This window comes from Mycobacterium lehmannii (assembly GCF_002245535.1).
Lineage (GTDB): Bacteria > Actinomycetota > Actinomycetes > Mycobacteriales > Mycobacteriaceae > Mycobacterium > Mycobacterium lehmannii.
In genome coordinates, this window is record NZ_NKCN01000007.1 from 136,878 (window position 1) to 150,523 (window position 13,646).

The 13,646-nt window shown below is 68.4% G+C and carries 15 protein-coding genes; 8 read left to right on the top strand and 7 right to left on the bottom strand.

The window, feature by feature from the left end; translation table 11 throughout:
* Positions 1-14 precede the first annotated feature (14 nt).
* Positions 15-338: a type VII secretion target gene (locus CEX87_RS10655; RefSeq protein ID WP_094287064.1), complete on the bottom strand. Its 324-nt coding sequence runs from the start codon at positions 336-338 to the stop codon at positions 15-17.
* A gap of 512 nt (positions 339-850) precedes the next feature.
* On the opposite strand from CEX87_RS10655, the gene CEX87_RS10660 reads away from it, so the two are divergent.
* A complete protein-coding gene (locus CEX87_RS10660) occupies positions 851-2,149 on the top strand; it encodes a MinD/ParA family ATP-binding protein (protein ID WP_094287065.1) in 1,299 nt (432 codons plus the stop codon).
* Between the two features lie 9 nt (positions 2,150-2,158).
* Here the strand turns inward: CEX87_RS10660 and CEX87_RS10665 are convergent, their stop codons facing one another.
* A complete protein-coding gene (locus tag CEX87_RS10665; RefSeq protein ID WP_094287066.1) occupies positions 2,159-2,890 on the bottom strand; it encodes a helix-turn-helix domain-containing protein in 732 nt (243 codons plus the stop codon).
* A gap of 309 nt (positions 2,891-3,199) precedes the next feature.
* Here CEX87_RS10665 and CEX87_RS10670 point away from each other — a divergent pair, with 309 nt between their 5' ends.
* On the top strand, positions 3,200-3,490 hold the full coding sequence (locus CEX87_RS10670; protein WP_094287067.1) for a WhiB family transcriptional regulator: 291 nt from the start codon (positions 3,200-3,202) through the stop codon (positions 3,488-3,490).
* Positions 3,491-3,676: 186 nt separating this feature from the next.
* On the opposite strand, the gene CEX87_RS10675 is transcribed toward CEX87_RS10670, so the two are convergent.
* Positions 3,677-5,245: an acyl-CoA carboxylase subunit beta gene (locus CEX87_RS10675; protein WP_094287068.1), complete on the bottom strand. Its 1,569-nt coding sequence runs from the start codon at positions 5,243-5,245 to the stop codon at positions 3,677-3,679.
* A 96-nt stretch (positions 5,246-5,341) separates the two neighbouring features.
* On the opposite strand from CEX87_RS10675, the gene CEX87_RS10680 reads away from it, so the two are divergent.
* The 4 genes from CEX87_RS10680 to CEX87_RS10695 are packed head-to-tail and all read left to right on the top strand — an operon-like array spanning position 5,342 to position 7,910.
* Complete coding sequence (locus CEX87_RS10680; protein WP_094287069.1) at positions 5,342-5,758, top strand: EVE domain-containing protein; 417 nt, start codon at positions 5,342-5,344, stop codon at positions 5,756-5,758.
* 16 nt (positions 5,759-5,774) lie between these two features.
* Positions 5,775-6,740, top strand: a complete 966-nt coding sequence (locus tag CEX87_RS10685) for a pirin family protein (RefSeq protein WP_094287101.1) — start codon at positions 5,775-5,777, stop codon at positions 6,738-6,740.
* Between the two features lie 7 nt (positions 6,741-6,747).
* Positions 6,748-7,080, top strand: a complete 333-nt coding sequence (locus tag CEX87_RS10690; protein WP_094287070.1) for a GNAT family N-acetyltransferase — start codon at positions 6,748-6,750, stop codon at positions 7,078-7,080.
* A gap of 26 nt (positions 7,081-7,106) precedes the next feature.
* The gene (locus tag CEX87_RS10695) at positions 7,107-7,910 is read left to right on the top strand and encodes an acyl-CoA thioesterase domain-containing protein (RefSeq protein WP_094287071.1); all 804 of its coding nucleotides are present in this window, start codon (positions 7,107-7,109) and stop codon (positions 7,908-7,910) included.
* Between the two features lie 168 nt (positions 7,911-8,078).
* Here the strand turns inward: CEX87_RS10695 and CEX87_RS10700 are convergent, their stop codons facing one another.
* The 4 genes from CEX87_RS10700 to CEX87_RS10715 form a co-directional block, all read right to left on the bottom strand.
* The gene (locus CEX87_RS10700) at positions 8,079-9,035 is read right to left on the bottom strand and encodes a coiled-coil domain-containing protein (RefSeq protein WP_064394669.1); all 957 of its coding nucleotides are present in this window, start codon (positions 9,033-9,035) and stop codon (positions 8,079-8,081) included.
* 128 nt (positions 9,036-9,163) lie between these two features.
* A complete protein-coding gene (locus CEX87_RS10705) occupies positions 9,164-9,643 on the bottom strand; it encodes a nitroreductase family deazaflavin-dependent oxidoreductase (protein ID WP_064394670.1) in 480 nt (159 codons plus the stop codon).
* Between the two features lie 4 nt (positions 9,644-9,647).
* Positions 9,648-10,148 (bottom strand): pyridoxamine 5'-phosphate oxidase family protein, encoded by a 501-nt coding sequence (locus tag CEX87_RS10710; RefSeq protein WP_064424892.1) that lies wholly within the window; start codon positions 10,146-10,148, stop codon positions 9,648-9,650.
* Between the two features lie 93 nt (positions 10,149-10,241).
* The gene (locus CEX87_RS10715; RefSeq protein ID WP_064394672.1) at positions 10,242-11,420 is read right to left on the bottom strand and encodes a DUF7373 family lipoprotein; all 1,179 of its coding nucleotides are present in this window, start codon (positions 11,418-11,420) and stop codon (positions 10,242-10,244) included.
* A 299-nt stretch (positions 11,421-11,719) separates the two neighbouring features.
* Between CEX87_RS10715 and CEX87_RS10720 the strand changes: the two genes are divergently transcribed.
* Complete coding sequence (locus tag CEX87_RS10720; RefSeq protein ID WP_158220763.1) at positions 11,720-11,974, top strand: hypothetical protein; 255 nt, start codon at positions 11,720-11,722, stop codon at positions 11,972-11,974.
* Between the two features lie 12 nt (positions 11,975-11,986).
* The gene (locus CEX87_RS10725; protein WP_094287072.1) at positions 11,987-13,645 is read left to right on the top strand and encodes an alpha/beta hydrolase; all 1,659 of its coding nucleotides are present in this window, start codon (positions 11,987-11,989) and stop codon (positions 13,643-13,645) included.
* Position 13,646: the final 1 nt, after the last annotated feature.

Below are 13,646 nucleotides of genomic sequence, written 5' to 3' on the forward strand. Positions count from 1 at the left end.
CGTGGCGTCCGTGCTCACGGCTGATCCGTCTGCATCTGGGCCGTTAATTCCGAGGCCGCCGCCTCATCGGTCCTGCCATAGAGGGCGGCCGCGTCGGTCAGTTCGTCGGAGAGGGCGACCGACGATTGCGCGGCCGCGACGCCTGCGTGGTCTCGCGACGTGAGCACGGCATCCAGCGCATCGGCGGTCGGCGCCGCGATCGTCCCGTGGGTGTTCTCGACCCCTGCCTGGATGTCGTCGCTAGCACGGCTCATCGCTCGGGTGTCCGCGGCCGCGCGGTCATGCCGAGCGGCCAGATCGCCGAGGTGAGCGGCGGAGACACGCACATCGTCGGACATCGCCGTTCACCCCTTCCCTTCGTCGTGCGGTGGCGCCCTCTGTCGGCGCCGCGCGTTTGCGCACGGACCTCGAGTCTTTTGCCGCGGACCCCTTCACACGGCCGGGACCGAGTACGCAGGTCTGGTCGCCGCGAGCTAGCGTACCAGCGGTTGAACACCCCCGATGTCACCAATTTTGGGCTCCGCGGCGCCCGCCCATCGTCGCGCACAGGCACTTCCCAGTTAATTTGCAGGATGCCATCTCAGCGGCATAACCGCGCCTATGCCCGCCGTAGCAAACTCTATTGATGCACTTGTCCACTGTCTTAGTGTGCGCAAGCCGCTGACGGCTGCTTCCGCTGGCAAGCATGCCCGCCGACGGTTCCAGCCAGCTGAACGTCGGCTCGCGGCGGCTCACGTCGTCCCCGAGATCTCTCGCTCGGTGTTAGCTGGGAATGCTGGCCGGGGGAAGCTGGGACCGTGGTTGATACTTGAGCCCGGGGACCGATAGACGACATTCGGAGGAGATCGCATTGAGCGACCGCGATGACGCGTTGCGCAAGGAACTCGGCTGGACGAGCCCCGAAGAACCCGAACAGGAGCCGCCACCGCCCTCCGAACCGGAGCCGGTGCAACCGCCGCCACCGGGTTTCCCGGATCCGGACGCACCGCGCGCCAGTTTCCGCGAGCAGCCGACCCGATTCGGCCCACCTCCGGACTCTCTTCACGACACTGGACCGGTACCGGCACCCCGTCCCGATCCGCGGATGTGGGGCCACCCCACCAGGCAACAGCCACCGCCTCGTCCTCCGCAGCAGCCCGGCCCGCCGGCCGGACCGTGGCCGGGTCCCGGACCGCAGGGCCAAGCCGCACCGCCGCAACCGGGCTCCTACGCAGAACGGATCAGGCCCGACGAACTGGTGCCTCCGCGCAGGGCCGCGCCCACCCGCGGTTGGCGGTACGCCTTGTATCGAGCCACCTTCGGACACCTGAACCTCGGGCCGGGGCCGGACGAGGTGCGCCAGGCCGAGTTGGAGGCGAAGATTCGCGGCGCGCTGCGGGGTCACTACAAGATCGGCGTGATGGGCAAGGGCGGGGTCGGTAAGACGACCGTCTCGGCGAGCATCGGCTCCGTATTCGCCGAGATACGGCAGGACGACCGGGTCGTCGCGATCGACGCCGACACCGCGTTCGGCAAGCTGGGCAGCCGCGTCGACCCCAAGGCCCCGGGCTCGTACTGGGAACTGGCCTCCGACCAGCATCTGGAGACCTTCGCCGACGTCCGCAGCCGAGTCGGAAACAACGCCGCCGGGCTGTTCGTGCTCGCCGGTGAAGGCACGCCCGCGCGCCGCCGCGTGCTCGACCCGGCGATCTACCGCGAAGCCACCTCTCGGCTGGACCGCTACTTCACGATCTCGATCATCGACTGCAGTTCGACGATGGACTCCCCGGTCACCCAGGAGGTGCTTCGCGATCTGGACGCCATGGTCGTGGTGTCCTCACCGTGGGTCGACGGCGCGGCCGTGGCAGGCCAGACACTGGACTGGTTGGCCGCGCGGGGGCTGACGCGACTCCTGCAGCGCACGGTGATCGTGCTCAACGACTCCGACGGGCACGCCGACAAGCGCACGCGTTCGATTCTGGCCCAACAGTTTTCGGGTCAGGGTCAAAGAGTCATCGAGGTTCCGTTCGACGGGCATCTTCGACCAGGCGGTGTCATCAACGGGACATCGGAGATGTCTGCCAAGACCCGGCGGCGGTTTCTCGAGATCGCCGCCGCGCTGGCCGAGCACTTCCCCACCAGCGACGACCGCAGCCGCGAACGCTACTGATTCGCCGGCTCAACTGAGCTCGTCGACCAGTGCGGCGATCGCCTCGGCGGCCACCGCGGGAATCTGCTCTCCTGCCTCGGCGTGCGCGATGTCGTCGTCGGAAACCCCTGCCGCCTGGGCGGTTTCGGCGATCGTGAGGTTCGCCCGGCGTCGGGCGGCGTAGAGGCGCTGACCGAGTGTCGCGCCCGCGGATCGCGCCGCGCGCAGCATCAGCTCGTCGTAGCGCGTACGCACCGCGCTCAACGCCTTGATCAACGGCGGAGTCACCCTGCCGATCCGCGCCGCCCGCGCCGCCACTGCCTCCAGCTGACGCAGGTCGGCCAGGATCTTCGCCGCCTTCGCGCCGAACTCGGGATCCTCGGATTCCGGTAGCGCCGCGATGGCCGAGTCGAACGTCCTCGCGGCGGTGATCACCGCCTCGGCGATCAACGGCACCTCGTCGCTGCGCGGCGTCTCCGCGGGCCGCTGCCCCTCGCCGACCGGTTCTCCCCGGCGGAGCCCGGCGATCGTGCCGGGCGGCCACCGCAGCACCTCTTCGAGCTTTGCTCGAGTCCGCTCCCGCGGCCAGCTTCGGCCCTTCTCGAAGGCGATCAGGGCACCGGCGTTGATGATGCCGTCCGCCGCGAGGCTGCGTTGGCTGATGTTGAGTTCGCGACGTCGGGCCGCGGCGGCCGCGCCCGCTCGAACCATGCCGGGATCGAGCGCCTCGGTCGATCCGTCGATCGACTCCGGATTGGTCATGGGCGCGGCGGGTCCTCGATGGCGGGGATGAGAAGTCGCCGTAATCGTATCCCCCGTTATGTTGCGCGCTACGGCTTGGGGCGGCGTGGCGGCTGAGCAATCGTATCGACGCTGCGGTTCCAGCCGGTTGGCGGCGGCCCGCGCTACGTCTTCCCGGTGGCGTCCTCCTGCGTTATCGGCTGGTCAGCGCATCGTATGCGCCCCGCGGCACAGCACGACCGACTTTAACTGTTGCGTCGCTACGGTTTGTGCGCTACGTTTTCGGCATCGCAGCCGACGGGCCGCACACAGCGCAGAGGAGCATCACGAATGAACACGACTGAATGGGACGAGACGCCCGTCGGTGCCTGCACCCGGGATCCGGAGCGGTGGACCACATCGGCCGACGAGCAGGCGAAGGCCATTTGCCGCGCATGCCCCCGCCGCTGGCTCTGCGCCCGGGAGGCCTGCGAGCTACCGCGCGCCGAGGGCCTGTGGGCCGGGATCTTCGTACCCGAGGCGGGACGTGGCCGCACGTTTGCTCTGCGGCAGCTGCGGTCGTTGGCAGAACAGCACGGCCACCCCGTGCGGGCTCGCCGGTACTACGCGGAATCGGCCTGAGGGCGGATCGGCCCGCCGCCGGATCGGGGGGTCGGCGGCGGGTTCGACCGTCAACCGGAATATCTCTGGTGAGCGCGCGGTTGATGGATGCGACGGTGCCGGGCATGCCCCGGGCCCCAATCGCAATCGTCGCTTCGAGCGACCACTCGCCGAGAGGCGCAGGCGGCACCGTCCCCTTCTTCTGCCCTACCAGGTGTCGACGAACCGTCGGCCCTGACCGCGGGGCGCGTGCGCCGTGGCCGCGGTCAGCGCATTGATCACGACGTCGCGGGTTTCGGCCGGGTCGATCACGTCGTCGATCTCGAACAGCGCAGCGGCGTTGAGCGCCTTGGCGTTATCCTGCGCGGCCGCCGTCGCCTGCCGGACCCGTTCCTCACGCTCGTCCTCGTCGGCGATCGCTTCCAGTTCCTTGCGCATTCCCAGCCGGACCGCGCCCTCCAGTCCCATCGGTCCCAGGTGCGCCCCCGGCCACGCCACCGTCAGCGCCGGTTCGTGCAGGCTGCCGCCGGTCATGGCCTGCGCGCCCAGTCCGTAACCCCGCCGCAGGATCACCGCGATCAGCGGCACCTCGAGCGCCGCGCCCGCCACCAGCATCCGCGACGCGCGGCGCACCAGCGCCTCGGACTCGGCCGCCGGACCGACCATGTAGCCCGGGCAGTCGACCAGGGAGAGCACGGGTAGCCCGAACGCATCGCACAACTGCAGGAAGCGGGCCGCCTTGTCGGCGGCGGCGGCCGTGATCGCGCCCGCCATCACCATCGTGTTGTTCGCGATGATCCCGACTGCGCGGCCGCCGATGCGGCCCAGTGCCGTCACCATCTCGGGTGCGAACTTCGTGCGCAGGAACGTCACCGTGCCCTCATCGGCCAGCGTCTCGATGATCGGGGCAACCTGGTAAGCGCGGCGGGCACGCTCGGGAACGACTGTGCGCAAACGTGTTTGGTCCGCGACCGGACCCGGTTCGGTCGGGCCTTGAAAGTAGCCGAGCAGCCGCTTTGTCACCGCGACCGCTTCGGCCTCATCGGCAACGACGACGTCGACCACACCGTTGGGGGACTGCACGCTGATCGGTCCCACCTCGTCGGGCGGCACCTCACCGAGCCCGCCGCCCGCGATCATCGCGGGCCCGCCCATACCGATCGACGTGTTCTCCGTCGCCACGATGAGGTCCGAACATCCGGCGATGACGGCGTTGCCCGCGAAGCAGCGGCCATGGACGACGGCGATGCGCGGCACCACGCCCGACAGCGCCGCCCACAGCTTGAACGCGCGCGCATCGAGAGAGGACACCGCCGGATAGTCGGTGTCGCCCGGCCGCCCGCCGCCGCCCTCGGCGAAGAACACCGTCGGCAGCCGCATCCGCTCAATCAGCTCGAACAACCGGTCCTTCTTGCGGTGCCCCAGCGCGCCCTGCGTGCCGGCCAACACCGTGTAGTCGTAGGACAGCACCGCGCACGCGCTGCGCTCGGGACCGAACAGATCGCCGTTGATCCGCGCCGTCCCGGCGACCAGGCCGTCGGCGGGGGTGCGCGCGATCAGGTCATCGAGATCGCGCCGGCGACGCTGCGCCGCGATCGCGAACCGTCCGTACTCCACGAACGAGCCCGCGTCGACGAGGTCGGCGATGTTCTCCCGAGCGGTCCTGGCGTTCGCCTCGTGTCGCCTGGCGACGGCATCCGGCCGCGACGCGTCCGCGGTGAGTTCGCGACGTCGCAAGAGCTCGGCATGGTCGTCGCGCACCGACTCGTCACCCACGGCGTCCGATGCTAATCACCAGCCGTCGACCCGAGTTATCCACAGGCGCTTCCCGCAGCACCGAGAACTGTCGCCCGCCGCGCTTAGCGTGCCGGTATGACGAACTGGATCAACACAGTGAGCCGGGACCACGTCGAACTCGGCGTCCGCGGCCGCTTCACACAGGCGAATCACGGCAAACCGACGATGCTGCGCAGAATGGCGCGCGGCGATTGGGTCGTCTTCTACTCCCCACGCACCGTCTACCCCGACGGCGCGCCGCTGCAGGCGTTCACCGCGATCGGTCAGATCGCCGACGACGAGCCCTACCTCGACGCGTCACCGGAGGCCGAACGGTGGCGGCGCAACGTCGACTTCCTCGAGTGCACCCAAACCCCGATCCGGCCGCTCATCGAGCACTTGGACTTCATCGAGGACAAGTCGCGGTGGGGATACAAGTTTCGCTTCGGGTTGTTCAAGATCGGCGACGCCGACCTGGAGGTGATCCGTTCGGCGATGACGGGATCGTGTTGAGGCCTACTGTGAGGTGATGAGCAACACCGACCCGTCGCCTGCCGAAGTCACCTGTGCGGCAGTCCCGTTCGCGGGTGTGCTGCATCCGCGGGAGGTGCCGCTGGGTGGGCCGCGGGCGATCCGGGTGCGGCGGACGCTGCCACAGCGGGAGCGATCGCTGATCGGTGCGTGGTGCTTCGCCGACCACTACGGTCCGCACGATGTGCGCGGCGGGACGGGAATGGATGTGCCGCCTCATCCGCACACCGGGCTGCAGACCGTCAGCTGGTTGTTCAGCGGCGAGGTCGAACACCGCGACAGCGGCGGCGTTCACGCGCTGGTGCGGCCCGGCGAGCTCAACCTGATGACGGCCGGAGCGGGTATCTGCCACTCGGAGGTGTCGACGAGCGCCACCACGATCCTGCACGGTGTGCAGCTGTGGGTGGCTCTGCCCGACCAGGCGCGCGACACCGCGCGCGGCTTCGAACACTTCGTCCCTGCGCCGCGCGCAGTCGGGGACGCGACGCTGAGGGTGTTCATCGGCGAGCTCGAGGCCCAGCGCTCCCCCGTCGAGACGTTCACACCGCTGCTCGGCGCACAGGTCGACCTCGACCCCGGGGCGGACGTGACGCTGGAGGTCGATTCGACTTTCGAGCACGGCGTCCTGCTCGATCACGGCGACGTCGCCGTCAACGGCACCGCGCTCGAGGTCGCCGATCTGGCGTTCCAGGCGGCCGGGGCCGAGAGGTTGCATCTGGCCAACCGCGGCAGCGGGCCCGCGCGGCTGGTGCTGCTCGGCGGGCCGCCGTTTCCCGAAGAACTGGTCATGTGGTGGAACTTCGTCGGCCGCAGCCACGACGACATCGCGGCCTACCGCAGGCAGTGGGAGAACGGCGACGAGCGGTTCGGCGCCGTGCAGGGCTACCGCGGCGCCGTGACGCGGCTACCCGCTCCCCCGCTGCCCAAAGCGACATTGCGTCCCCGGCGGAACCCCGGGGTATAGAGACACCATGACGACCGACAAAACCGGCGCGCCCACCGAGGTCACCGCCGAAGCCGACCGCTACACCATCTCCGTCGACGGGAAGGGCGTCGGAATCGCCGAGTTCGCCGACCGAGACGGTCAGCGGGTGTTCACCCACACCGAGGTCGACAGCGACTTCGAGGGCCGCGGCCTGGCGACGATCCTGATCGGCGAGGCGTTGCAGAAGACCCGCGACGACGGGCTGCGCATCGTGCCCGTCTGCAAGATGGTGGCGTCCTACGTCGAGAAGCACGACGAGTTCTCCGACGTCGTCGATCCGGTTTCCGACGACGTCGAGCAGTGGCTGGCGAATCGTTAGGCAGCCCGCCCGCTATCGTCGTCGCGATGGCGACGGCGTTCTTCACCCCGGATGGTGATGCGTTCGTGCCCGCGCCGATGGCGCAGGGACCGTGGGGACAGACGATCAGCGGCAACTACGCCGGCGGTCTGCTCGGGCACGTGCTCGAACGCGATGCCGGCGACCCGGATTTCCAGCCGGCCCGCCTGACCGTCGACCTGTTCCGCCCGGCCGCACTGGCAGCGGTCCGGGTGGAGACCGCCGTCGTCCGGCAGGGCCGCCGCCTCAAACTGGTCGATGCACTGATGACGCAGGGCGACACGACCGTCGCCCGGGCAACCGCGCTGTTCCTTCGCCGCGGAGAGCAACCCGCCGACGAGGTCTGGACGTCGCCGGTCACCATGCCTGCGCCGCCGCCCACACCGGATCCCATCCCCCGCGAACTGTCGACGCTGGTGTGGACCTACGGTCGGGACGAGCGCGAACCCGGACCCGGCGAGGGCTTGGCGAACTGGCAGCACTCGGGTCCGAAACACCTGTGGGTCCGCGACTTTCGGCCGCTGGTCGCGGGCGTGGACCTGACGCCGTTCACCCGCGCCGCAATGGCCGGCGACATGGTCAGCTCGTTGACACACTTCGGGCCGAGCGGCCTGCAGTGGATCAACGCCGACTACACACTGACGCTGTCGCGGCTGCCGAAGGGGCCCTATCTCGGGCTGGCCGCACTGACCCACTTCAGCGACGCCGGAGTGGCGACCGGCACCGCGACCCTCGTCGACGAGTACGGGCCCATCGGTAGCGGCGTGGCCAATGCGCTGGCGAACCCCGGCTTCACGCCGCCCCGTATGTAGCGCGGCGATCCGCGCCTCGCACTAATTTCCGCGTCGACTTCTGCGGCAGGGTCGCGATCGTCGACAATTCACAGCCCGGTCGCAGAATTCGGCAACACCACCGAAAACCCTTGCGACAAGAAACACCCCGCGGTTTCCCGCGGGGTGTTTCCGGTGCCATCCAAAAGGTCAGCTGATGCCGACAACCTCCTGCGCGATATCGGCCAGGCGCGTCTGCGCTGCCGACACCAGCCGCTGGCGGTTCTTGTGCATCTCCTCGTAGGCGATGATCGTGCGGATGTCGGACGGATCGTCGAGATCCTTCACCGCGGCCACCGCGTCGCTGAGGTTGAGATCCTCGTACCCGGCGATCGGCAGCTCGTCGGCGTCGACGACACCGCTCTCGGCGCGCGCCTTGTGCAGCGCATCGGCCGCGTCGTCGGCACCCTCACGGCGGACGACCTTCTCCGCGCTGCGCAGGGCACCGTCACGCGACGCCCCGAGCGCCTTGAGGGTGATCTCGCTGGCGCGCTGGGCACGCTCGCGCAGATCATCGACGGCCGGTCCGGCCGAACGCAGCAGCTCCGCGAGCCGCTCAACCGACTGTGCCGACCACTGCCCCGGCAGGTTCACCAGTTTCACCGCGGTACCCGCAGCAGCCTGCAGCGGGGTGCGCTGCAGCGCGGCCGGGCCACCGAGGGCATCCTCGGCCAGCACCGTGGTCAGCCAGTTCACCGTCGCCGAGTGCGCGGTGATCAGGCGGTCGGCGAGATCCTGCACGGCCGGCTCCTTGGCTGCGACCGCGAGCGCCTTGACGTAGCGGGCACGGTCGAGCAGCTGATCCTCGAGCGCCAGGTCGCCGAGCAGCGCCTCATCGAACGGCTGTGCCTGCTCAGTGAGCGCCTTCACCGCGGCGGCGGCGCGGCCCAGGAACGGGCCGATGGTGTCAGGGAAGCCACCCAGATCGCGAATCGCCTTCTCGATCGCCTCGGCACGGATGCGGCCGTTCTCGGCGTTTTGAGTCAGCTCGCGGCGGACAGCCTCGGTACGGGCCTGCGCGATCCGGGTCTCGGCGACCTGAATCTCGGTGTGCGTCAGGTCAAGAATCGTGCGCAACTGCGCGATCAGTGTGTTCTTGGTAGTCATAGATTTTTCGCCCCTTAAGCGTTGACGGTTTCGGTCGGCGCTGGGGTGCACCTGTCCTGTTGGCTACCCGGCGTGTGGGGGGAGTCGAACGCTGCAGGGGTGTGAGATGGGTCGCAGTCGGCGTGTCGTCAGCGCGGCTGCAGGATGACCACCGGAATTTCGCGGTCGGCCCACGATTGATAGGTATCGAAGTCCGCGTAGGCCTCGACCAGCTTCGGCCACAACCGCGCCTTTTGATCGGGCGTGGCCGTGACGGCGCGCACCGCCCGGCGGTCCGAGCCGATCTCGATGTGGGCCTCGGGGTTGGCCACCAGGTTGCGGTACCACTGCGGATCGGTGTCGCGGCCGCCCTGGGACGCCACGACGATCACGTCCTCGCCGTCGTTGATGTACACCAGCGGGGACACCAGCCGTCTGCCCGATTTACGCCCGATGTGCTCGAGCAGCAGCGTCGGTACCGGCTTCTTGAAACCCGCGCCCACCCGCCACGTCGCGCCGATCTTGCCGCCCGAGCGGCGATACACCCATACGTGGGCCTTGCCCGCGTACTTCATGATCTTCGTGACGACAGGCGAGTTCAGCTGCTTGGGCTTGTTGTTCGGGTCCATGGAATCAACCTAGGTACTGCGCCGTGCTGCCACCCAGCGGCATCTCGGGCATACCGAGCTTGCGGTGGTCCCAGCTGCGGGTGCGCAGCGGCACCACCCGCACGCAGATGCGGTTCTTCATCATCTGGTCGACGAACGGGCGCATGTCGTCGGAATAGGGTCCCGTGTAGCGCTCCCACACGCTGATACCCACGCGCAGAATGGTTTCCGGGTCGTCGACGATCTCGGCCCTGCCGTCGATGGACACGCCGCGCAGCGTGTCGTAGGTGTGGCCGTCCTCGACCATCACGGTGACCGTCGGGTTGCGTCGCAGGTTGACGGCCTTCTGCGACTTGGCCTTCGTCTCGAACCAGATCTCACCGTCGAGCACGGCGTACCACATCGCGACCAGGTGCGGCCGCCCGTCAGGCAGCACGGTCGCCATCGTGGCGGTGCGGCTGCGTTCGATGAATTCGGCGATCTCGTCGTCGGACATGACGATCTTCGCGCGTTCGTTCTTGCCCACGGCCCGATCTTGTCAGGTCGCGGCGGCGACGACCGTCACCGGGATGGAGTTCAGCCGACGAACTCGCGGCGCTGGTGCGTGGCGGTGTACTGGCTAGCTCATCAGCATGATGTACTGCGCGGCCGTCATCTGTTGTGCCGCAAGCAGAGTCGGGGCACTGGTCTCGATGGTGTACTCGTCGGCGGTGGCCAGACAGTAGAAACTGCCCTCGTTCGTGCGCAGGCAGCGGCTGCCGGGCATGTCCGGCACCGGGTTGGCCGGCTTGGCCGTTGCCGACACCTCCTCGGCGAACTCCTCGACCACGTCTGCGGCGCCCGCGACGTCCTCGGCCTCGTAGACGGTCGTGCCCGCCATCGCGACCAGATTCACGCCGGTGTCGGAGAAGAGCTTGGCCGACCGCACGGGATCGGACTGGAAGTGCAGCGCACCCCGCCGTTCGTAGGTCCCGCCCTTGGTGAACGTCGGGTCGCGGCCGTCGAGCGGAAGCGCGCGGGCCAACAGGCCGGTGGGATCGATCGCGATGTCGACCAACTCGCTCGGGTCGGTGGCGCGGAACTTGTCGATCTCCGGCCCCTGCAGGTCCAGGGTCTCGGTCACCAGCCGGGTGGCGGCGTCGATGCCGGCGGTCGCCTGGGCAAGCTGCATCAACACATAGGACCCGTGCGCGGTGAACGACCGCACCGCACCGAATTTCCCGATGTTGCGGTCGGTCCCGGTGTGACTGCTGGCGCGCGCCTCGGGGTGGCCGGGAATCTCGAGCTTCGGCGTCGGCCCGTCGGTGCCCTGCGGCTGCGATACCGCGTCGGCCATGTCGTCGGCCGCGGCCTGGGCAGCGCGATCGTCGCCGAAGCGCAGCACCGCGTTGAGCAGTATCTGCTTGTTCTTCTCGGTCCGCGTCGTGGCGAAGCCGGTGACGAAGTCGTGCCGGGCGGCCGCTGCGGCGACGTTCATCGGGCCGATCATGGCCAGCGCCTCGGCGCGGGGCAGCACCATTGCGCCCAAGCCGAACCATTCCGTCAGCGCCTCGTCGACCTCCCACGGCCCGACGACGTTGTTGGCCAGTCGCTGGCCCTCGAGCACCACGCCGAGCATCGGATCGCCTGCGACGCCGAGCGGATCCCGCGGTGCCGTTGGGTACCGGCCCGGGTCCAACCGGTCGAAATCCAACACGGGCCCACCGGTCGCCCTCACCGCGGATCCCTCGACGGTCGATGTGCACGCCGTGGCGAGCAGCGCGACGACAGAGATGAGCGCAAGGATCGCGTTCCGCATGCCTGGAAAAGTTACCTGCGCCGGGTCGGCCAGAGATTCAGGCGTGCCGATGCCGAGGCGGGACGTCATACAAATGAGACGAGCCAAAGAAATCCTCATCGGCCATCAACCCCCTTCCGGTCGACGTCGTGCGCCATGGATCTGCACCGATTTGCTCGCACATAGCGCGCTCGCGGGCGCGGTAATCTGAGTTAGCTGGTTCGTTCGACGCGTGAGGAGTGTCTGTGTCGAATACGGTCCGGGTCGCTCCCGAAGATCTGATGGTGTCCGCGTCCACGGTGGATGCTCACGCTGATGGCATGTGGCTGACGCACGGCACTGCAACGAGTCGTATCGAGGGCGCGCAGAAGGGCGTGCCCCCTGCGGCGAATGTGGCGCTCAGTGCAGCCGTCGCCAAGTGGCAGGCGGATTCGACCGCCCTTTTTGGCCGCCTCGTCGACCACGGTCATGCGTTACGTGCCGGCGCGGCGGTCTACGAACAGACAGATGGGCAGAACGCGGAGAACCTCAAGGCGGCAGGCGATCAGATGACCGCCCTTGACCTCGGGCTCTGACGGTCAGCTGTCGTGACGGTTTCGATCGCCGACGTTGATCGCTGGGACGCGGGAGATGTCCGCGAGGTGTTCAACGCTGCGCGCAGTCGGGCCGAGGCCACCCTCGAGGCGCGTGATGGCATCGCCACGCTGCCCGCCTTCGGGACGTGGGGCGGTGACGCCGCCGAAGCGGCGAAGAACGCAAACGAAGAACTGCGCAAGGATCTCGATATCCACGGCAACGAAGCGTTAGCGGTCGCGCGGGCGGCCGACCAAGCCGCAGGTGGCATCGAGTCGGTGAAGCACCGGTTGGTCAACCTGCGCGCTGAAGCCTCGCGGCTCGGCATGGAGATCGATCCCCTGACGAACACAGTCGTGCCGGGGCCGAACGCCGGCGATAACCCGATGGAGGTCTTGCTCAAGACCGAGCAACTCCAAGCGGAGCTCACGGCGATCCTGGCCGATGCCCGTCAAGTCGACGACGAACTGGCCCGTGCGATCAGTATGGCCACCGGCGCCGAGCCGATTCCCCACGAGGCCGGGCCACCGGTGGGGCCGGCCGGCCTCACACCGACCCAAGTCACCAGTGACGCCAACGAGCGGCGCCTCAACGCTGAACGAGTGAGCGCCCGAGCCCACGTCGGTCAATTGCAGAGCCGCTACGACCAGTTGGCTGCTCAGGCCTACACGACCGGTGACCACAGCCCGGCCACCATGAGCGAGCTGGAAAATCTCGGCAAGGAGCTGACCGACGCCAAGAGGTACCTCGGTGACCTGGACGCCGTGCATGACGCGCTCGGCAAGGCGCCCGAAACCTATCTGACGATGTTTGACCCGCGAACGGGCACGGGCAAGCCGGTGCTGGCCGCCGTCGCGGTCGGTAATCCGGACACGGCCAAGAACGTGTCGGTGTCGGTGCCCGGCGTCGGCACCACAACCGGCAGCCTGCCCGACATGGTCACCGAGGCAGGCAATCTGCGCGACACAGCCCAGCGCCAGCTCGACCGAGTGGGGACGTCTGGTTCGGTCACGGCAATCGCATGGCTGGGGTACGACGCACCGCCCAACCCCCTCAACACCAAGAGCCCGGCCGACCTCTGGACCACAATGACGGACAACCAAGCCCATGCGGGTGCGGCCGGATTGTCCTCGTATCTGCAAGAGGTCCGGGCCAACAATCCGGATGCACACGTGACGCTGCTCAGCCACTCATACGGCTCGCTGACATCGTCTCTGGCCCTGCAGGACCTACACGCGCAAGGATTGCACCCCGTGGACGATGTCGTCTTTTACGGCTCGCCCGGGCTGGGACTTACCAATCCCGATCAACTAGGCCTCGGCGCCGACAACGCCTATGTGATGCGAGCGCCAGATGATCCGATCACCACGTTTGTCGCTCCGACGGCTCCGCTCCATGGGTGGGGTGCCGACCCCTACGCCGGCATCTTCCCTGAGCTGTCGTCACAGGCGGGCTTCGATGCCAGCGGCGTCTTCCGTGAAGGGGTGCAGAGCCACGCCGACTATCCCCGGGCGGACGATGACGGCGACCTGCGGATGTCCGGCTACAACCTCGCGGCGGTTGTGGCCGGACTACCGGACAGCCAGCTAGTGTTCGCGCCACTACCGCCCGCGGTCCCTCTGATTCCACCGGACGGCCAGGTACCGCTGCCGCGAGCGACACCGGGAGGCTGAA